Source organism: Phytohabitans sp. LZ39 (assembly GCF_059359075.1).
Window position 1 is genome coordinate 79,496 of the sequence record NZ_JCADBM010000027.1, and the last position, 20,210, is coordinate 99,705.

Sequence of the window (20,210 nt, forward strand, 5' to 3'; positions counted from 1 at the left end):
TAGAACTACAAACTTACCAGCGCGCGACACCCTGAGAATTAACCAAGTTTTGCCGCACCGAACCGCGCGCCGTTGCGCGGTGTTCTGATGTTGACCGAGCCTCTATTTTTACGCCGCTCGGCAGCGGACCACTTCCCCATTTATCGGGCGAGCGGTCGTGACCAGCCGATATGCGATCTCCGGCCGGGTTTCGCCGGGCGCGGCGTCGACGTGCACCTCGGCCTTACCGACCTCGGCGCCGTCGCGCGAGCGGGCCCGGACGACACAAATCGCGTCGCCACCCGCCGGCACGGTCACCCGAAACTCGATCAACACCTGGGCGTCGGTGATTTCCGTGTACCGCAGGACCTGCGCGTCGTACGTCGGGTCGCCGTACTGCCGGTAGAGGCGGAGCGAGAGCACGGCGCCGGCGGCGATCACCACGACGAGCAGCAGCGCGACGAGCCACGGGCGGCGGCGTCGCGGCTCCCGCCGGCGGCCGTAGCGCCCGGGCGGAAACACCGGCGCGCCGGGGCCCGTTGTGGCGTGCGTCTCGGTCACCGGGTGTGGTCTCCTGCGGTCGTTGTCGGAGGCATCGGCCAGAATGGCTGAGTCCATGTCCCAGCAACTATCTTCGCAGCCGGCGCTCCACGGGGGTCCGGCAGGTGTCCCGGGGGAGTTCCAGTGGCAGAGCAGCTGCGCCTGATGGCGGTACACGCCCATCCCGACGACGAGTCCAGCAAGGGCGCCGCCACGATGGCGAAGTATGCGTCCGAGGGTGTCCACGTGCTGGTCGCGACCTGCACCGGCGGCGAGCGCGGCAGCGTGCTCAACCCGAAGATGGACCGCCCCGACGTCTGGGAAAACATCGCCGAGATCCGCCGCGCCGAGATGGCCGCGGCCCGCGCGATCCTCGGCGTCGACCAGGCGTGGCTCGGCTTCGTCGACTCCGGCCTGCCGGAGGGCGACCCGCTGCCCCCGCTGCCGGACGGGTGCTTCGGGCTCCAGGACCCGCAGGCGGCGGCCGGCCCGCTCGTGCAGCTCATGCGCGACTTCCGTCCGCACGTCGTGCTGACGTACGACGAGGACGGTGGCTACCCGCACCCCGACCACATCATGTGCCACAAGATCAGCGTGGTGGCCTTCGAGGCGGCCGGCGACCCGGAGCAGTTTCCCGGGATGGGCGAGCCGTGGCAGCCGCGAAAGCTCTACTACCACCACACGTTCACCCGGGCGAAGTTCCAGGCGCTGCACGAGGGCATGGTCGCGGCCGGGCTCGACTCGCCCTACCAGGAGATGCTCGACAACTGGATGGACGACGGCACCGACAAGGGGCACCGCATCACCACGCGGGTGGAGTGCGCCGAGTTCTTCCCGGTGCGCGACGACGCGCTGCGCGCCCACGCCACCCAGGTCGACCCCGACGGGCCGTGGTTCCGCGCGCCGCAGGAGGTCCAGCAGCGGATCTGGCCGACCGAAGACTACGAGCTGGTCACTTCCCACGTGGAGACTTCGATGCCGGAGACCGACCTCTTCGCGGGGGTGCGCGCGACCGGGTGACCCGGTGAGGCGTACCGTGGGGTGATGCTGACGGCTGCTCAGGTGCTCGCGGAAAACAATTTCGGCGACACCCGCTCCGGCGGCCTGGCCGGGCCGATGGGGCTGTTCATCATCGTGCTGCTGGCGATCGCGACGGTGCTGCTGATCCGCAATATGAATGCGCGGCTGCGCCGCCTCCCGGGCCGCTTTCCGGGGCAGGAGGCGGAGACCCCGCCGGCCGATCCCGCCGAGACTGTCCAAGATCCGACAGATCGCACGGACCGCGCCTGACCGTGTTTATGGGAGTAGAGCGCTCCCTGGAGCCGGATCGGCCGCCATCGTCCGCGGGTCTTGCCGCTTGATGGCGAAACCGACCCGGCAACCCCTGTTGCCGCAAACCGGTTTGGCTTAGCCTCGCCGGGGGGCCATTGTCCCCGAGCCGCGGGCTGAAGGGGGCGCCGATGCACATTCGCCACGGTCACCCCCCTTTGGGGTGTATGCGGACAGACCTGTCGCCGGCGGGCGGGGGCTACCCGTGACAGCCCCGCACGCGACCGCCGCGCCCCGGCGGATCCGCGTGCTCCACATCGTCGTGCTCGCCATCGCGTTGCCGGCCGCCGTCGCCGGGTTGTTCCTCCCCGCCGACGCGTCGAGCCGTGGCGAGCTCCCGCCGATCGCCTGGGGTGTCATCGCCGCGGGCGTCATGGCGCTCGGGCAGCTCGCCCGACTCCGCTTCCGGGTCGGCGCCGGCGCGGTGAGCGTCACCTGGGGCGAGGCCGCGTTCATCGTGGGGCTCTACCTCGCGCCCGCCGCGTGGCTGCCGATGGCCACGTTCGCCGGTGCCTTGCTGGCCTGGGTGCTGCTCTCGTTCTTCACCGACCGGCGGTCGGCGCTGGAGATCTTCCACGTCGCCGCCTCGCTGACGGTCGCCGTGGCGGTCGGCGCGGTCGCCACGCGGGCGTTCGCCGACCCGTTCGACGCCCGGCTGACGCCGGTGCTCGCGGGTGCGCTGGCGCTCGGCTCCCTGGCATACCTGCTGATCACCGGATGGCTCGCGGCGCTGACGCTCGCTGTGCGGCAGGCCCGGCCGGCGGGTGGGCTGTTCCTGCGCGCCCTCCGCGCGAAGTTCCTGATGTTCGTGGGCAACGTGCTGGTCGGCTTCGTCGTGATCAGCATGATCGAGCGCGACCTGCGCTGGCTGTTGCTGCTCCCGCCCGCGCTGTGGCTGCTCCAGCAGACGTACGGTCACCGCCTGCGCGCCGACGAGGAGCGCCGGCTGTGGTCCGCCTTCGCCGCCGCGACGCGAGAGCTTGGCCGGCTCGACGAGCGGGCGGTCGCCACCGCGGGGGTCAACGGCGCGCTGGCGATCTTCGGCGCCGAGGCGGTCGAGGTCGACGTGGTCCGCGCCGACCGTTCCCGCCGGCGATACACCGGCGACGCGTCCGGCACCCTCGCCGAGGCCGACGTGCGGGAGCCGCTGCCCGACACCATCCCGGAAGAGGTGGGTGTCGTGCGCCTGTCGGTCGGCGGCACCCGCGTGGGGCAGCTGCGCGTCAGGTTCCCCCGCGCGCTCGAGCCGGGGCAGCGCGAGCAGATGGCCCTCTCGGCGTACGCCGACGCGCTCGCGACCGCACTGCACGACGCCGCCACCCACCAGGCGCTGAAGGCGCTTACCGACCGCTCGGCGTTCGAGGCGGTGCACGACCCGCTGACCAAGCTGGCCAACCGGTCCGCGTTCCTGCTCAAGGGCGACGCCGCGCTGCGGCAGGTCGTGCGCGATGTGCCGGTGTCGCTGCTGCTACTCGACCTCGACCGCTTCAAGGAGGTCAACGACACCCTCGGCCACGCCGCCGGTGACGAGCTGCTGCGCGGCATCGCCTCCCGGCTCGGCGAGCTGGCCGAGCCCGGTGAGCTGCTGGCCCGGTTCGACGGCGACGAGTTCGCGCTGCTGGTGACCGACCTCGAAGCGCCCGACGGCGACCGCTCCTCGCCCATGCCGCAGGCGCTGCGCCGGGCCCGCGCGCTGGTCGAGCACCTGGCGACGCCGATCGAGGTGGCCGGCGTGGTCATGTCGGTCGAGGCGTCGGTGGGCGTGGTCGTCGCGCCCGCGGGCTCCGCCGACGTGGCCGAGCTGGTGCGGCGGGCCGAAAACGCGATGTACCAGGCCAAGGAGGCCGGCGGTTGCGTCGCCTGGTACGACAGCGCCAAAGACGAGGCGAGCACCGACCGGCTGGCCCTGCTCGCCGAGCTGCGCGAGGCCCTCACCGTCGACGACCAGCTCATGCTCGCGCTCCAGCCGGCGGTCGACCTCGGCACCGGCGCGCCCACCGGCGTCGAGGCGCTGATCCGGTGGCGCCACCCGCGCCGCGGCTCGCTCAGCCCGGTCGACTTCGTGCGCGCCGTCGAGGGCAGCGACCTGCTCGCGCCCTTCACCAGGTACGTGGTCGACAAGGCGCTCACCGTCGCCGCCGAGTGGGCCGGCGAGGGTCTCGAGGTGCCCATCTCGGTCAATCTGTCGGCCCGCAGTTTGCTTGATCCCCACTTGCCGGCCGACATCGCCGAGCTGCTCCGCCGCCACCGCGTGCCGCCCCGCCGCCTGGTCCTGGAGATCACCGAGACGGTCGTCCTCAGCGAGCTCGAAGTCATCGACGAGGTGCTCGCCGCCCTCCGCGAGCTCGGCGTGCAGCTCTCCGTCGACGACTTCGGCACCGGCTACTCGTCGTTCACGTTCCTGACCCGCATCCCGGTCGACGAGGTCAAGATCGATCGCTCCTTCGTCCGCACGATGGCCGACGCGCCGACATCGGCCGCCATCGTCAACGCGACCGTCGACCTCGGCCACCGGCTCGGCTTGCGCGTGGTCGCCGAGGGCGTGGAGACCGCCGACCAGCGGGCCGCGCTGGCGGCGCTTGGTTGCAGCGCGGCGCAGGGCTACCACTTCTTCAAGCCCATGCCGGCCGACAAGATCGTGGCTGTGCTCCGCTCGCTCCTCGACTCCGCGCAGGCCCAGGTCTTCCCCCTCCGCGCCGACGGAGCCTCCTGACCCGGTCCCCCTTGGGATCCATTCAAGATCAAGCTTTGGGCTACCGCGACGTACGCGGTGGTCCGGACCGCTGCTCCCGCGGCCTCACCCTCCGCGCCTCACAACCAACCCCACCCACCGCGCGGACGAGGGGCACCGCCCGCAGGTAACGCAGCGTAAGCAGATCGAGCGACCGACTTCGAGATCTATGCCATCCCGACGGCCCGGAGCGTTCCCGCCGGAGGCAAAAACAGGGGTAACCGCGACCAAAGAATCAGGGTGAGGCCGCGGGAGCAACGGCATGGACCACGGCGGACGTCGCGGTAGCTCAAAAGAATCGCTAGGGCTGGAGGCCTGCCGGCTCGGGCTCCAGGTCGGCGGCCAGGCCACGCGAGGCGAAGCGGCGGGGGATGAGGCGGCGGGTCGCGAGGCGTTCGTGGGTGGCGGCCAGTGGGCGGGGGTGTGCGGCCAGGAGGGCGGCCACCCGCCGGGCGGCGAGGCTGCCGCCGCCGAAGAGGAGGGCTGGGATCCACGGCACCACCGCGACCAGCGAGATCGCGCCGATGGCGGCGGTCCAGGGCACGCCGAGTGACGCCAGGCCGACGGCCAGCGCGGCGTTGTGCGGGTCGGCGCCGCCGAAGCGAGGGATGATGCTGGCGAGCTGGCTGGCCGCGAAGACCGTCACCAGGCCGAGCAGGCTCACGCCGCTGCCCACCCCGATGACCGAGCCGAGGATCAGGCCGGCGACGCCCACCTGGTAGGCCACCGAGATCGTCAGCCCGAAGGCCAGCACTCCCGGTCCGGGCAGTGGGCGGCGGGCGAGCAGGTCGGGGCGGCGGCGGTGCACCACAAGCGCGACGACGACCGCGACGGCCGCCACCCCACCGAACGCGGCGAGCATCTCCCACGGCAGCGTGACGCCGGCCAGCACCACGCCCAGCGCGATGCCGGCCATGCCGATCACCCGGTCCATCGCGACCTCGGCGACCGCCACGGTGCGGCCGAGGCCGGCCTGGTGCAGGCGGTGTACGCGCCACAGGTCGGCGCCGGCGTGTACCGGTGAGACGAGGCCGATCAGCTCGCTCTCCGCGTACGCGCGGATGTGCCACCAGCGGCTCCGCCCGCTCATCGAGAGGGCGTGCCAGCGCAGCGGGCAGAGAACGTACTTGCCGACGGTCCACGGCAGCAGGCCGAGCAGCACCGGCAGCGGCGAGGCCTGAGGCACGCTCGAGATGCTCCACACCGACACGACCGCGCTGGCGACCAGCACCGCGAAGCCGAGCCAGGCGTTGGTGACGACGGGGCGTATCCGGGTCCAGACCGTACGCATGGCCACAGGCTGGCAGCAGACGGTTATGAGCAGTTGGCCGCGAATCAACGAACCAACGACTCGAACGCGGCACTACCAGGCCCTCGACGCGATTACCGGCGATGGACGGGCTGACGGCGTGCACGGCGGGGCGCTGGTTCGCGTGAGAGGGTGGAGGAGTGAACCGGCTCGGGAGTGCTACCTCGCCGTACCTGCTTCAGCACGCGGAAAACCCGGTCGACTGGTGGCCGTGGGGCGAGGAGGCCTTCGAGGAGGCGCGCCGGCGGGACGTGCCGGTGCTGATCTCGGTCGGATACGCGGCCTGCCACTGGTGTCACGTGATGGCACACGAGTCGTTCGAAGACGAGGGCGTGGGGCGGCTCATGAACGCCAACTTCGTCTCCGTCAAGGTCGACCGTGAGGAGCGGCCGGACGTCGACGCCGTCTACATGACCGCCACGCAGGCGATGACCGGGCAGGGCGGGTGGCCGATGACGGTGTTCGCCACGCCCGACGGCCAGCCGTTCTTCTGCGGCACGTACTTCCCGCGCCCCAACTTCGTTCGCCTCCTGGAGAGCGTCACGACCGCGTGGCGCGACCAGCGCGAGGCCGTGATGCGCCAGGGCGCCGCGGTGGTTGAGGCGATCGGTGGCGCCCAGGCCGTCGGCGGCCGCACGACGCCGCTCACCGCGGAAATCCTCGACGCCGCGGCGGTCCAGCTCGCCAAGGAGCAGGACGAGATGTACGGAGGGTTCGGCGGCGCGCCGAAGTTTCCCCCGCACATGAACCTGCTCTTCCTCCTGCGCCACCACCAGCGCACCGGCTCGGAGTCGAGCCTGGAGATCGTGCGGCACACCGCCGAGGCGATGGCGCGGGGCGGCATCTACGACCAGCTGGCCGGCGGCTTCGCCCGCTACTCGGTCGACGCCACCTGGACCGTGCCGCACTTCGAGAAGATGCTCTACGACAACGCGTTGCTCCTGCGGGTGTACACCCATCTGTGGAGGGTGAGCGGCGACGCGCTGGCGGGGCGGGTGGCGGCCGAGACGGCGGCCTTTCTGCTCGATGGGCTGGGCACGCCCGAGGGTGGCCTGGCCTCCGCGCTCGACGCCGACACGGGGGGTGTGGAGGGCGCGACGTACGCCTGGACGCCGACCCAGCTCGGCGAAGCCCTCGGCGAGGATGGTCCCTGGGCGGCCGACCTGTTCGGCGTGACGGCGACGGGCACGTTCGAGCACGGCACGAGCGTGCTGCGGCTGGCCCGCGACGTCGACGACGCCGACCCGGCGGTGGCCGAGCGGTGGACGCGGGTGCGCGCCAGGCTGCGCGAGGTGCGCGACCGGCGACCCCAGCCGGCGCGCGACGACAAGGTGGTCGCCGCCTGGAATGGGCTGGCCGTCACCGCCCTCGCCGAGCACGCGATGGTCACCGACGACGGGATTACGGCGCGGGCGGCCCGAGAGATCGGCGCGGTCCTGGCCGAGCGGCACATCGTCGACGGGCGGCTGCGGCGCGTGTCGCGGGCCGGCGTGGTGGGTGCGCCGGCCGGCGTGCTGGAAGACTACGGCGCGGTGGCGGAGGGCTTCTGCGCGCTGCACCAGCTGACCGGCGAGGGGCGGTGGCTGGAGCTGGCCGGCCGGCTGCTCGACGCCGCGCTCGCCCATTTCGCCGCGCCGGGTGGCGGCTTCTACGACACGGCCGACGACGCCGAACGTCTCGTGACCCGCCCGGCCGACCCGACCGACAACGCCACCCCCTCCGGCCTGTCCGCGGTCGTGGCGGCGCTGACCGCGTACACCGCGCTGAGCGGCGAAACGCGCTATCGGGAGGCGGCCGAGGCGGCGCTGGCGACGGTCGCGCCGATCGTCGACAGGCATCCCCGCTTCACCGGGTACGCGGCCGCGACCGGCGAGGCGCTGCTCTCCGGGCCGTACGAGATCGCGATCGTCGCCGCGGGCGGCGGCGCGGACGAGTTGCTTCAAGCCGCCCGCCAGTACGCCCCGCCCGGCGCGGTCATCGTGGCCGGCGCGCCGGACCAGCCGGGTGTGCCGTTGCTCGCGGACCGCCCGATGCTGGGTGGCAAGCCCACCGCCTACGTGTGTCGCGGCTTCGTCTGCGACCGTCCCGTCACCGAAGCCGGTGAACTCGTGGCCCAGCTCCGCGGCATACGGGGTAAATAGTCCTAAAATCGGCCAATGGCCGGAATCGCTGCCACCTTTGGCATGCCTGAAAGTGCCCTCCACGCCCTCTCCACCGCGCTCGCCCGCCGGGGCGCCGAACCGGCCACCTGGCGCGCGGGCGCCACCCGGCTGCTGGTGCGGGCGAGCATGCCGGCCGTACACGAGCACGGCGGCCTGGCGCTCGCCGTCGACGGGATCGCCGAGGTCAGCGCGCTGGCCGCGGGGTACGCCAGCCGGGGCGCGCCCGGTCTCGTGGCCGGCGCCGAGCCGTACGCGCTGATCCTCGCCGACCCCGCACGCGGCGCCCTCGTACTGGCCCGCCACGGCGACGGCCCGCCGCTCTACTACGCGGAGACGGCGGGCGGCATCCTGGCCGCCTCCGAGCCGGGCGCGCTGCTCGCCGCCGGCGTGCCGGCCGAGCCGGACGAGGGCGTGGTCGGGCGCTTCATCGCCACCGGCGCGTGCGACGACACCGCCGCCACGTTCTACGCCGGCATCCGGCGCGTGCTGCCCGGCGAGGTCGTGGAGATCGCCGGCGGCACCCGTACCCGCAAGCCCATGGCCGTCCGCGACGGCGCCGGACGCTTCGCGCGGTCGGTGCTGGACGCGGCGATCGGTCGGGGCCGGATCGGCGTGCGTTTCGGCCACGGCCTGGCCGGCGCGGCCACCATCGGTGCCGCCCTCACCGGACCGGAGGGGCGGCGCGCGCTGACCGTGTACTCAGCCACTTTTCCCGGACTCACCACGGCGGCGGCCGACTTCGCCGCGGCCGTGCTGGGGCCGGTGGCCACGACCGGCGCGCGGCACCGCGCGCAGCCGCACTTCGCCGACGAGCTCGACCTCGACGGCCTCCTCGCCGACCTCGGCGAGCCGGTGCCCGATCTCGACAGCTACCTGACCTGGGCCACCGCGCGAGCCACGGCGGGCGAGGTCGACACGCTCATCGACACCTCGGGCGGCGGCGCTCACCTCGCGCGCGTCGCGGACCGGCTGGAGAGCCGGTACGGGGTGACCGTCCGTTTCCCGCTCCGCGCGCTGCCCTCCACCGGGCCGGTGCTCCGCGCCGAGCTGGCCGCGATCGTCGAGGGCACGCTGCCGTTGCCGGCGGCCAAGTTCGCCACCGCGCACGCCACCCACAGCCTGCTGCCGCCGCTGCGCGAGGTGCTGGTGCGGATGCGCGGCGAGCTGGCCGCCGCGCTGCTCCACCCGCGGCTGCCCGGCGCCCGCCGCCCGTCGTGGGAAGCGCTGGCCGGGCTCTTTGCCGGCGGGCAGGTCGACAGCGGGGCGGTCTTCCGCCGGTACATTGTGGAGCGTTGGCTCCGCACCCTTGCTCCACCGGCGCCGCCCGCGCGGCGTCCACACCGGACGGCCAAGAGTGCACAGTGGACCCGTGTGTCGGTGTCCACAGAGGTCTTCGCGGCCGGCGACAAGCTGCCGGAAAAGGTCGCCTGGTACGTGAGCGAGTGCCTCGCCGGGTTGGGACGCAAGGCGTACCGGCGCGGGCGGTGGCACGTCCTGCTAGCCGCGCACCCGGTCGCGGTGGTCCAGGGCCGCACCCGGCCGGTGTGGGAGATCCGGCCCGGCGCCGTCGCGCGGGCGCTGCACCGCTGGGCCCGCCCCACGGCCGGCCTGCACGACCCGTGGACGGCCCAGGTGGCGGTCGAGCGGGTCGGCGCGCTGCGGGCTGCGGTCGGTCCGGCCGCCGTCCACGGGGTACGCGGCCCGCGTGCCGGCGGGGTGGCCGTGGTGCTGCCGCCGGAAGAGCCGGCGCGGGTCGCCACCGAGGTGCTGGCCGCGCTGCGCACCGCGCTGCCCGAGGAGGCGTACGCGACGCTCGGCGGCTGCGCGGTTGTCGGCGCGGGCGGGGTGGTGGGCGTGGCGGGGGAGCTCGACGCCGCGGTCGCCGCCGAGATGTGCGCGGACGACCCGCTCGCCACCGACCCGATCGCGGTGGTGCTCAGCAACCCACCGGTCCGGAAGGGGGAGCGCCGGCGGAGGTGAACCGTGTAGGCCCAGCTAGGCTGGCTCGCGAGATGGATACCCGAACCGGTCTGCCCGTTGTCGGCATGGTGGGCGCCGGGCAGCTGGCCCGGATGACCCATCAGGCCGCGATCGCCCTCGGCCAGTCGCTGCGCGTGCTCGCCGTCGCGCCCGACGACGGTGCCGCGCTCGTGGCCGCCGACGTGCAGTACGGCGACCACACCGACCTGGCGGCGCTGCGCACGTTCGCCAAGGGGTGCGACGTCGTCACGTTCGACCACGAGCACGTGCCCACCGAGGCGGTGCGCGAGCTGGCCGCGTCCGGCGTGGTGGTGCACCCGGGCGCGGACGCGCTCGTGTACGCCCAGGACAAGCGCGCGATGCGCGAGCGGCTCTCCGCCCTCGGCGCGCCGGTGCCCCGGTGGCGGCCGGTGTCCTCGGCCGGAGACGTCCGCGCCTTCGGCGACGAGGTCGGCTGGCCGGTGGTGGCCAAGGCGGTCCGCGGCGGCTACGACGGCCGTGGCGTGTGGATGCTCTCCCCGGACGACGCGCCGCCGGCGGGCGTCGAGCTGATCGTCGAGGAGCGGGTGGCGCTCCGCCGCGAGCTGGCGGTGCAGGTGGCCCGCTCACCCTTCGGGCAGGTCGCGGCCTACCCGGTCGTCGAGACCGTGCAGCGTGACGGCATCTGCGTCGAGGTGCTCGCGCCCGCGCCCGGCCTCCCCACGTCGCTCGCGGTGGCCGCCCAGCAGCTCGCGATCGACATCGCCACGGCGCTCGACGTGGTCGGCATGCTCGCCGTCGAACTGTTCGAAGTGGACAGTGGCATCGTCGTCAACGAGCTCGCCATGCGCCCGCACAATTCCGGGCACTGGACGATCGAGGGCGCGCGCACATCGCAGTTCGAGCAGCATCTGCGGGCCGTCCTCGACTACCCGATGGGCGAGACCGCGCTGACCGCCCCGGCGGTGGCGATGGCCAACGTGCTCGGCGGCCAGCCCGGTGGCATCAGCATCGACGAGCGACTGCACCACCTCTTCGCCACCGACCCGGGCGCCAAGGTCCACCTGTACGGCAAGCAGATCCGCCCAGGCCGCAAGATCGGGCACGTCACGGCGCTCGGCGACGACATGGACGAGGTACGGGCCCGCGCTGCACGCGCCGCCCGCTGGCTCCAGGAGGGCGTATGACGGTGTCGGTCGGTGTGATCATGGGCAGCGACTCGGACTGGCCGACGATGAAGGCCGCCGCCGAGGCCCTGGACGAGTTCGAGGTGGCCTACGAGGTGCGCGTGGTGAGCGCCCACCGCACGCCGGTCGGCATGATCGAGTACGCCCAGTCCGCCGCCGCCCGCGGCCTCCGCGTGATCATCGCCGGTGCCGGCGGCGCCGCCCACCTGCCCGGCATGGTCGCCTCGGTCACCCCGCTCCCGGTGATCGGCGTGCCGGTGCCGCTCAAGCACCTGGACGGCATGGACTCGCTGCTGTCGATCGTGCAGATGCCGGCCGGCATCCCGGTGGCGACGGTCTCGATCGGCGGCGCCCGCAACGCCGGCCTCCTCGCCGTCCGCATCCTGGCCGCATCGGACGAAGCGCTGCGGCAGCGCGTGGTGGCCTTCCAGGAGGCGCTCGTCGAGGCGGTCGCCCAGAAGGACGCCAACCTCCGCGCCACCCTCTAGAGAGCTTTCGGAGTTGGGGTTACGCGCGTGGCGGCGCTCCGGCAGATTTCCCCCGTCCGCGTCAGCTGGAGACCGTATGCTCCCGCGGGGACCGCTCCCGGCCGGCGGCTCGCGGGGCGAGCCGAGACCCCCGGCCGTCCACTGGCAGGTCCGCGAGACAAGCCCCGAAGGGAGTCTTCGCGGGGCCTACCTCCGCCATCCTGACGCAGCGTTACCAGCTCATGGGTCGAGACTTCGAGATCTCGGAGAGTTGGGGTTGAAAATAGCGCCCTAGCTCTCCGAGATCTGGAATATCGCGCCGCTCACACCGCTGCGGCGGTTACCCGCGGCGACGAAAACCCGCAGCCTTCCCAGAGCGCCGATCCGGGAGCAGGCATTGTGGACAAACAGCGACCGTCGCGGCGGCCCGACGGGGTGAGCGCGACCAGCGGCGGACGGGTGAGGCTGCGGGAGCGGCGGTCTGGACCACGACGGACGTCGCGGTAGCTCAAATCTCTGTCCAAATAGGGTTCGAAGCCACCCCGAATCCGTTCCGCCGCTGGTCCCGCTCACCCCCTCGATGCATGCTCTCGCGGGTCAGCGCATGCGGGTGACCGCGCGCCATCGCTCCTGCGTGCGGCGGCGGCTTTCGTTGGTGGCGCCGAAGAAGATGAGCAGCGCGCCGATCGGGATCAGGATCAGCCAGGACAGGCCGACGAGCGTCAGTGCGTGCAGCGCCGCGATCACCGTGACCACCGTGCCGATCACGAGCGGAGCCTGCTGGCGGGTGCGCGCGCCGAAGATGACCGTCGCGACCGCGCCGAGGAGCAGCAGCACCTCGCGGGTGGCGCTGGTCTCGGTGCGGATGGCGATGACCAGCGTGGGCACGAACGCGGCGATCAGGGCCGGGCCGTACGCCGTCCAGCTGCTCAGGTCGGGCCGCTGGCGCAGCTCGATCAGGCCGACCAGCAGGGCGAGCGCGGCGAACGGCAGCGTGTACGCCTCCGGCACCGCCACGTCGGCCAGCGCCATGAAGAGCCACCACGCGATGATCTCGCACAGGATGCTGGCCCAGAAGAGCGTGCGGCGCTCCACCGCGCGCCGGCCGGGGCGGGCCGAGGCGATGCCCAGCACGGCGCCCCAGGCGGCGAGCAGGCCGGCCACGTGGCCGAGCGAGTCGAAGGCGAGCGCCAGGGCGACGAGCGCGGCGCCGTAGCCGCTCCACTCCACCGTGGCCGCCTCGCGGTAGGCCTCGGGGCGGCGCAGGCGCGGCATCACGGCCGCGACCACGAGCAGGGCGGCGCCGACGGCCAGTACGCCGTAAGCGGACCAGGCCGCGGGCAGGCCGGCGACGAGCGCGGTGGTGAGCACGAGGCCCATCGCGGAGGCGGCGGCGAAGAGCCAGCCGAGGATGCGGGCCCGCTGGGTCTGCCCGAAGACCGCGGCGGTGGCGCCCACGGCCACCGCGCCGCCCAGCGTGAAGAGCGTCAGCGAGCGGGTGGCGAGGCTGCCGGCCAACCCCGCGCCGCCCGCGGCCAGGCCGAGCGCGAACACCACGAGGCGGGTCACCCGCAGCGGGCGGGCGCGTTCGGCCGGGGGCGGGGGAGGTGTGAGCGCGAGGCCGAGCATCGCGAGCGTGAAGACCGCGAGCGCGGCCATCGTGGACGCCGGCCACGCGGCGCCGAGCGCGATCGGCGTGATCAGCAGGGTGATCGCCGCGCCGGGCAGGATGACAGGGATCGCCTGGGCGAAGCCGTTTGCCCGCTGCTGATCCTCGCGTAGCGGCCCGACGACAGGACGATCGGCCGAAGTGGACAGTCGGCCGCCGAAGCCGACCGCGGCCAGCGCCGCCGCGATGGTCAGCAACAGCGTGCCGACGAGGTCGGTGGGGTCGACCGAGCGGTCCGGGTTGGTGAGCGCCTCCGGCGGACCGTCCCAGATGTGGTTGACCGTCTGGTGCGGGTCGACCAGCGCGGCAACGAGCGCCGGGGCGATCGAGGCGAGGGCGATGAGCGTCGGGATCGCGGCCACCAGCGCCGCGCCCATCTCCGGGCTGACCGACCAGCGGCCACGCGGCGCCGGGCCGGACGGCATCCGCCGCCACACGCCGCCGAGCATCACCGACCAGCGCTGGGTGGGCTGGCCGACGTACCTCGGCGGTGGCGTCGCGGCGCGCAGGAGCTCGGCGACCACGCCGAGGAGCGCGGCGGCCGCCGCGTACACGCCGATGGGCAGGTCGGTGGGGAGCGCGGCGAACGCGGTGATCGTGGCGCCACCGGCGATGCCCACCGTCGCGTACGGCAGGTAGCGGGCCACCTGCCGGCGGACGAGCGCGATCACCGCGAGACCGGCGGTGGACCCGGCGAGCGCCCAGGCCAGCACCGCCGGCGCGCCCTGACCCAGCGCGGCGGCGATGGAGGCGAGCGCGCCGGGCAGCGCGAGCAGGGCGCCACCGGCCGCCGCGCCGCCGATCTGGCCGAGGTGCAGCGGCATCTCGGCCTCGGGTGGCGGCGCGCTGCCGGGTATTTCTTCGAGCGCGGCGTCGTCGAGCGCGGGCAGCATCCGGGCGAGCGTCGCCACCAGCGCGCCGACCAGCACGATCATGGCCAGCGCCGTGGCGGTCGTCCACGGCCGTACCAGGCTGGCGCCCACCGCGTGCAGCGCGACACCGGCGGCCACGGCAGCGCGGGCCAGGCCGGCGCGCGGGTCGTCGGCGATCACCGACGCGACGCCGTAGATCGTGGCGACCGCGCCGCCGACGAGCATCGGCGACCACCACGGCAGGCCGAGCGCGACCGGGGCACCGATCGTCGCGAGGCCCACGCAGATCGCGGCGACGTCGTACGCCCACGGGCGCGGCAGCACGATCGCGGCCGCCCCGGCCAGCAGCGCGAGCGCGATCGGGGCCTGCCAGCCCACGCCGACGCCGCTGGAGGGCCAGGCGCTGAGGTCGGCCTCCCACAGCGCGCCCGGCGTGGCGAGCACGCGCAGGCCGCCGCTGAGCGCCGTGTAGCCGGCGATCACCGCGAGCACGGCTCCGCTGGCCGCGACGCCGAGGGTCGGGCCGCGCCGCCAGTCGGGCGGCATCGCGCGCACGCCGACGGCCACGAAGAGCACGAGCAGCGCGGCGACCGCGAGCACCGCGTCGGGGAAGAGGATGCCGGAGATCCGCGCGAACGTGCCGATGATGCCCGCGATCGCCGCCGCGGCCGCGAAGTCGGGGCCGTCGAGCAGCCGGTCGGGCCGGCGCCCCGCGTCGATCGACGGGGCGAGGAAGAGCAGCACGGCGGCGACGAGCAACAGCGCGCCGACCCAGGCGTCGGCCACCTCGGCGCCGGGCGCGCCGAACGCGGCCGCGGTCACCGCCAGCGCGCCGAGCCCGGTGCCGAGCGACAGCGGGAACGCGATGCGCCGCCAGGAGACCTGGGCGAGCGCGGCGTACCCGAGCGTCGCGCAGACCGCCACGAACGCGGCCGCGAGGATCGGCACGGCGGCCTCCTCGCGGACCGGTGCGGTGGCCGCCACCGCCGCCGCGGCCGCTCCCGGCATCGCGAACGCCGCGCCGCCGGCCGCCCACTCGCCCACCATCTCGGCGGCGGGCCCGGAGCGCAGCAGCTGGGCCGGCGCCGGCTCGTCGCGCAGCGCCTCGGCCTGCTCGGGCAGCCACGACCCCGCGATGGCGATGAGCACGCCGGCCAGGGTGAGGACGGCGAGTACCGCCGCGGTCGACGCCGGCCGGGCGAGGGACGCGCCGGCGCCCACCAGGCCGACCACCGCGGCGCCGGCCACGTGCGCCTGTGCGGCGCGTTCGCTCTTCGCGTACAGGCCGGTAGCGCCGATGCCGATCGCGGCCAGCACGGGCAGCCACGGCGCGGCGGTCCACGGCAGGGCGAACGACGCCGGTGCGGCGAGCGCGGTCAGCGCCACGCCCGCGACGGCGGACTCCCGCCGCGCCTCCGGCGGCAGCGAGAGCACGGCGGCGATCGTGAGCAGCAGGGCGCTCGCGGCGAGCTGCCAGCCCGCCGCCCCCGCGGCCTCTTCCAGACGACCCTGGTACGCGGCGAGGTCGGCCTCCCAGACCGGCAGCGCCGCCCGGACCGGCGCGATGGCGGCGCGCAGAGCGGTGCCGGCGACCACGACGCCCATGCCGATCAGCGCGACGGCCGAGGCGAGCTGGGGGCCGCGCCGGAAGGCCTCGGGGACCGCGCGCACGCCCACGCCGGTCAGCGCGATCACGCCGGCGATCAGCAGCAGCGCCCGGCCCGGGACGGCGACCGCCACGATCTGCGCGGCCGCACCGATCACCGCGAGCGTGAACACCCCCGCGGCCACGTCGACGACGACCCGCCGGCCCAGCCCCAGCGCCCCGGCCACCCCGGCCGCGGCGGCGAGCACCAGCGTGAGGCCGGCGCTGAGCGCGCCGGGCGGGTCGGTGGCCCGGAGCGTCGCGAACGCGCCGAAGAGCACCGCCGCCGCCACCGCGAGGGCGTGCAGCCCCCACGCCAGCTGCCGCAGCCACACCGCCGCCGGTACGGGCGCCGGCTTGCGTCCCGCGTCGGCCGCGTCGGTGACCACCGCGTCGGACTCCTCGGGTGCGCTCTCCGGCCGCTCACTGTCGGCGGGCGCATCCGCCGGTGGCTCGGGAGCCGGCGGCGCACCCAACCACGGCGGGGTGGCCAGCCGGCCGCGCTGGTCGAACTGCCTCGCGAGCAGAAGGTCCTGCGCGGCGACCAGGGTCAGCACGAGCGCCCAGCCGGTGGGCCCATTGATCCACTCGTACGCCAGCAGCGGCAGGACCGGCTGGAGCGCGAGCACGGTGGCGTACCGGGGGACGCTCAGGCCGGTCAGCACCCCGTACCAGCCGGCGACGAGCGCGGTCAGCGCGAAGACGATGCCCGCCACGACAGCACCGGGCACGCTGTCGCTGCGGATCTGGTCGATGGTCCACAGTGCGTACCCGTCGAGGGGGATCAGGCCGAGCCCGACGGCGGCGATGGTCTCCGCGGTGGAGATCAGGCCGCGGCGGGCCACCATCGGCGGCGCGACGAGCATGACCGCCGTCGCTCCAATGAGGATCGCCGCACGGCTGACGTCGTCGAAGGACGTGAACGCGACCGCGGCGAACACGACCGCCGCGATGCCCAGCAGCAGGCCGCCCAGGCCGAGGTAGATGTTTTGCACCTCGCGGGTGGACGCCTCCGGCCGATGCTCGGGCTCGACGTCCACCGGCGGCGGGGGAGGCGGCGGCGGAGGCGGTGGTGCCGCACCGGCCGGGCGGGTGCCCTCCTGCCGCGGCACCCGGCGCGGCGGGGGCGGGCCACCCGGGCCGGGCGGTGCGCTGGTCGGCGCGCCGGCCGGCCGGCGGACGAAAGTGCGGCGGCGCGTCCGGGCGCGGACCTTCTCCTGGGCCGCCGCGTTGGCGTGGGCCAGGATGTCGCGCTGGAACTGCGCCGCCTGCAACTTCTGGGCGTTGAGCTTCGCCTCTTTGGCGATGCGGATGTCGTCGGCTTTGATCTCCGCGATGGAGCGCTCGATCCGGGCCAGCTCGTCAGCCCATTGGCCCTGGTGTGCGCCGCAGTACGGGCACTGCGGCGCCGGCTGGATCTGCCGGCCACACGACGAGCACGTGAACGTCGCCATGGCACCCTCTCTCCCGCGGAGCCCGACACAGTGGACTCCCCGAAAGCATGCCTAAGATCGGCGCTCCAAGTCTACGGGCTCGCCCTAAGGGCGGCCCATGCCTCGGTACTCCCAACCCGCGTGCGTCCACAGTGCCGAGTCAAGACAGTTGCGCCCGTCGATCACCCGACGACCGGCGGCCAGCTCGCCGAGCGCGACCGGGTCGGCGTTGCGGAAGTCGGCCCACTCGGTCAGCACGCACACGAGGTCGGCGCCGCGGACCGCGTCGTTCATGGACGCCTCGTACGTCAGGTCGGGCTGGGCCGCGCGGGCGTTTTCCATGCCCTCCGGGTCGTACACGCGGACGTCGGCGCCAGCCTTGGCCAGCAGCGCGGCCACCGCGAGCGACGGCGCGTCGCGCACGTCGTCGGAGTTGGGCTTGAAGGTGGCGCCGAGCACGGCGATCCGGGTGCCGGACAGATCCGGGCCGGCCGGGCCGGAGCGGCGGCCGAGCAGGTCGGCGGCCAGCTGGAGCACGCGGGTGCGGCGGCGCAGGTTGATCAGGTCGACCTCGTGCAGGAAGCGCAGCGCCTCACCGGCGCCCAGCTCCTGCGCCCGGGCCTGGAACGCGCGGATGTCCTTCGGCAGGCAGCCGCCGCCGAAGCCGACGCCGGCCTGGAGGAAGCGGTTGCCGATACGCGGGTCGTAGCCGATCGAGCGGGCCAGCATGGTGACGTCGCCACCGGCCACCTCACACACCTCGGCCATCGCGTTGATGAACGAGATCTTGGTGGCCAGGAACGCGTTGGCGGCGACCTTGACCAGCTCCGCCGTGGCGAAGTCGGTGACCACCAGCGGCACCTCGCGGTCTTCGGTCGCGGCGAGGTCGAACACGCCCTTGTGCGCGGCGTAGAGCATCGCGTTGGCCCATTCGCTCTTCACGCCGACGACGATCCGGTTGGGCCGGAGCACGTCCTCGACGGCGAAGCCCTCCTGGAGGAACTCGGGACTCCACGCCACCTCGACACCGAGATCGGCCTGGGCGTGCTTGCCCACCAGCTGCTCGATCCACTCGGCCGTGCCCACCGGCACCGTCGACTTGCCGACGATGAGCGCCTTGCGGGTCAGGTGCTGGGAGAGGCCGGTGACGGCCGCCTCCACGTACGACAGGTCGGCACCCATCCCGTCGGCCCGCTGCGGCGTGCCCACGCAGATGAAGTGGATGTCCGCGAAGTCGGCCGTCTCCTTGTAGTCGGTGGTGAACCGCAGGCGGCCGGCCGCGAGGTTGCGGCGCAGCAGCTCGTCGAGGCCGGGCTCGTGGAACGGCACCGCGCCACCCGCCAGCTTGGCGATCTTGGCTTCGTCGACGTCGAAGCCGAGCACCTCGTAGCCGAGCTCCGCAAAGCAGATCGCGTAGGTCGCACCGAGGTAGCCGGTGCCGAGGAACGCCAGCCGGGGTCGGGCCGCGCCGGACGGCGGGGTGACCGCGCCGATCGCAGGGACTGGCTGGGTGCTCGAGTACGGGATCGTCACGCCTGTGTTCTCCGCTCGCACTTGGCGGCGCTTCGCGTCGCGCGCTTCGGGTGGGGGCGCCATGGGCGGCACCGATTATCGGACTATTTGGGTCTATTGGGCAAACGCTCGGTCAGCCTGCTGTGCTGCCGACGATAGTGCGTGAGCCTACGCGGTCATGACCGGCACCTGAACGCTGGTCGGTATCCTCACATCCACGCACGAAGATCGCCAAAGGGGAGGCGCCATGCCGACAGAATCGTTCGAAGCGTACCGGCTTCCGGAGGAGCACGAAGCCGTGCGCGAGGCGGTTCGTGCCGTATGTGACGCGAAGGTGGCGCCCAACGCGGCCGAGGCGGACGAGACCGGCGAGTTCCCCAAGTCGTCCTACGAGGCCCTGCGCGCCGCCGACTTCCACGCCCCGCACATCCCCGAGGAGTACGGCGGCGCCGGCGCGGACGCCCTCGCCACCGCGATCGTGATCGAGGAGGTCGCCCGCGCGTGCGCCGCCTCGTCGCTGATCCCCGCGGTCAACAAGCTGGGCACGATGCCCCTGCTGCTGGCCGGCTCCGAGGAGCTCAAGCGGGAGTTCCTGCCGCCGGTGGCGAGCGGCGAGGCGATGTTCTCGTACTGCCTGTCCGAGCCCGAGGCGGGCAGCGACGCCGCCTCGATGACCACCCGCGCGGTCCGCGACGGCGACGACTGGGTGCTCGACGGCGTCAAGCGTTGGATCACCAACGCCGGCGTGTCCCGCTTCTACACCGTCTTCGCGGTCACCGAGCCGGGCGTGGGCGCCAAGGGCATCTCGGCCTTCGTCGTCGACAAGTCGGACGCGGGGGTCAGCTTCGGCGCGCCGGAGAAGAAGCTTGGCATCAAGGGCTCGCCCACCCGCGAGGTCTACCTCGACGGGGTACGCATCCCGGCCTCCCGCATGATCGGCGAGCCCGGCACCGGCTTCGCCACCGCCATGCGCACGCTCGACCACACCCGCGTCACGATCGCCGCCCAGGCGCTCGGCATCGCGCAGGGCGCGCTCGACTTCTCCGCCCGGTACGTGACGGAACGCACCCAGTTCGGCAAGCCAGTGGCCGACTTCCAGGGCATCCAGTTCATGCTCGCCGACATGGCGATGAAGCTGGAGGCCGCCCGCCAGCTGACCTACGCGGCGGCGGCCCGCTCCGAGCGCGGCGACGCCGACCTCACGTTCTTCGGCGCGGCGGCCAAGTGCTACGCCTCCGACGCCGCGATGGAAATCACCACGGACGCGGTCCAGCTACTGGGCGGCTACGGCTACACCCGAGACTTCCCGGTCGAACGCATGATGCGCGACGCCAAGATCACGCAGATCTACGAGGGCACCAACCAGGTCCAGCGCATCGTCATGGCCCGCCAACTGCTCAAGACCTTCCGCTGACG

At 73.7% G+C, this 20,210-nt stretch carries 12 protein-coding genes; 8 read left to right on the forward strand and 4 right to left on the reverse strand.

Translation table 11 applies throughout. From position 1 onward, the window contains the following. Positions 1 to 108: 108 nt before the first annotated feature. Positions 109 to 540: a DUF4307 domain-containing protein gene (locus tag AC5L36_RS38150; protein ID WP_441223524.1), complete on the reverse strand. Its 432-nt coding sequence runs from the start codon at positions 538 to 540 to the stop codon at positions 109 to 111. Between the two features lie 144 nt (positions 541 to 684). Here AC5L36_RS38150 and mca point away from each other — a divergent pair, with 144 nt between their 5' ends. From mca to AC5L36_RS38165, 3 genes are all read left to right on the forward strand, one after another. Beyond that, on the forward strand, positions 685 to 1,539 hold the full coding sequence (mca, locus tag AC5L36_RS38155) for a mycothiol conjugate amidase Mca (RefSeq protein ID WP_441223613.1): 855 nt from the start codon (positions 685 to 687) through the stop codon (positions 1,537 to 1,539). Between the two features lie 24 nt (positions 1,540 to 1,563). Beyond that, positions 1,564 to 1,809 (forward strand): hypothetical protein, encoded by a 246-nt coding sequence (locus tag AC5L36_RS38160; protein WP_441223526.1) that lies wholly within the window; start codon positions 1,564 to 1,566, stop codon positions 1,807 to 1,809. A gap of 244 nt (positions 1,810 to 2,053) precedes the next feature. Continuing rightward, the gene (locus tag AC5L36_RS38165; RefSeq protein WP_441223527.1) at positions 2,054 to 4,561 is read left to right on the forward strand and encodes a putative bifunctional diguanylate cyclase/phosphodiesterase; all 2,508 of its coding nucleotides are present in this window, start codon (positions 2,054 to 2,056) and stop codon (positions 4,559 to 4,561) included. A gap of 319 nt (positions 4,562 to 4,880) precedes the next feature. Here AC5L36_RS38165 and AC5L36_RS38170 read toward each other — a convergent pair whose 3' ends face one another. Beyond that, the gene (locus AC5L36_RS38170) at positions 4,881 to 5,870 is read right to left on the reverse strand and encodes a hypothetical protein (protein ID WP_441223528.1); all 990 of its coding nucleotides are present in this window, start codon (positions 5,868 to 5,870) and stop codon (positions 4,881 to 4,883) included. Positions 5,871 to 6,028: 158 nt separating this feature from the next. Here AC5L36_RS38170 and AC5L36_RS38175 point away from each other — a divergent pair, with 158 nt between their 5' ends. The 4 genes from AC5L36_RS38175 to purE are packed head-to-tail and all read left to right on the forward strand — an operon-like array spanning position 6,029 to position 11,684. Then, positions 6,029 to 8,029 (forward strand): thioredoxin domain-containing protein, encoded by a 2,001-nt coding sequence (locus AC5L36_RS38175; protein ID WP_441223529.1) that lies wholly within the window; start codon positions 6,029 to 6,031, stop codon positions 8,027 to 8,029. A gap of 42 nt (positions 8,030 to 8,071) precedes the next feature. Then, positions 8,072 to 10,030 carry a class II glutamine amidotransferase domain-containing protein gene (locus tag AC5L36_RS38180; RefSeq protein ID WP_441223530.1) on the forward strand — a complete coding sequence of 653 codons (1,959 nt, stop codon included), beginning with the start codon at positions 8,072 to 8,074 and terminating at the stop codon, positions 10,028 to 10,030. A 32-nt stretch (positions 10,031 to 10,062) separates the two neighbouring features. Beyond that, on the forward strand, positions 10,063 to 11,196 hold the full coding sequence (locus AC5L36_RS38185; protein ID WP_441223531.1) for a 5-(carboxyamino)imidazole ribonucleotide synthase: 1,134 nt from the start codon (positions 10,063 to 10,065) through the stop codon (positions 11,194 to 11,196). Continuing rightward, positions 11,193 to 11,684 carry a 5-(carboxyamino)imidazole ribonucleotide mutase gene (purE, locus tag AC5L36_RS38190; protein WP_441223532.1) on the forward strand — a complete coding sequence of 164 codons (492 nt, stop codon included), beginning with the start codon at positions 11,193 to 11,195 and terminating at the stop codon, positions 11,682 to 11,684. The genes AC5L36_RS38185 and purE overlap by 4 nt, the downstream gene beginning before the upstream one ends. A 576-nt stretch (positions 11,685 to 12,260) precedes the next feature. Here purE and AC5L36_RS38195 read toward each other — a convergent pair. After that, positions 12,261 to 17,303, reverse strand: coding sequence for an SCO7613 C-terminal domain-containing membrane protein (locus AC5L36_RS38195; RefSeq protein ID WP_441223533.1), 5,043 nt, complete (start codon positions 17,301 to 17,303; stop codon positions 12,261 to 12,263). 84 nt (positions 17,304 to 17,387) lie between these two features. Beyond that, entirely contained in the window at positions 17,388 to 18,815 is a 1,428-nt protein-coding gene (locus AC5L36_RS38200) for a UDP-glucose dehydrogenase family protein (protein WP_441223534.1), read from the reverse strand. Between the two features lie 226 nt (positions 18,816 to 19,041). Here AC5L36_RS38200 and AC5L36_RS38205 point away from each other — a divergent pair, with 226 nt between their 5' ends. Beyond that, positions 19,042 to 20,208, forward strand: coding sequence for an acyl-CoA dehydrogenase family protein (locus tag AC5L36_RS38205; RefSeq protein WP_441223535.1), 1,167 nt, complete (start codon positions 19,042 to 19,044; stop codon positions 20,206 to 20,208). Positions 20,209 to 20,210: the final 2 nt, after the last annotated feature.

Bases quoted from the DNA above. Each gene is read 5' to 3' on its own strand.
- AC5L36_RS38185 (WP_441223531.1), top strand. From the start codon at position 10,063: ATGGATACCCGAACCGGTCTGCCCGTTGTCGGCATGGTGGGCGCCGGG.
- AC5L36_RS38160 (WP_441223526.1), top strand. From the start codon at position 1,564: ATGCTGACGGCTGCTCAGGTGCTCGCGGAAAACAATTTCGGCGACACC.
- AC5L36_RS38195 (WP_441223533.1), bottom strand. From the start codon at position 17,303: ATGGCGACGTTCACGTGCTCGTCGTGTGGCCGGCAGATCCAGCCGGCG.
- AC5L36_RS38205 (WP_441223535.1), top strand. From the start codon at position 19,042: ATGCCGACAGAATCGTTCGAAGCGTACCGGCTTCCGGAGGAGCACGAA.
- AC5L36_RS38170 (WP_441223528.1), bottom strand. From the start codon at position 5,870: ATGCGTACGGTCTGGACCCGGATACGCCCCGTCGTCACCAACGCCTGG.
- AC5L36_RS38180 (WP_441223530.1), top strand. From the start codon at position 8,072: ATGCCTGAAAGTGCCCTCCACGCCCTCTCCACCGCGCTCGCCCGCCGG.
- mca (WP_441223613.1), top strand. From the start codon at position 685: ATGGCGGTACACGCCCATCCCGACGACGAGTCCAGCAAGGGCGCCGCC.
- purE (WP_441223532.1), top strand. From the start codon at position 11,193: ATGACGGTGTCGGTCGGTGTGATCATGGGCAGCGACTCGGACTGGCCG.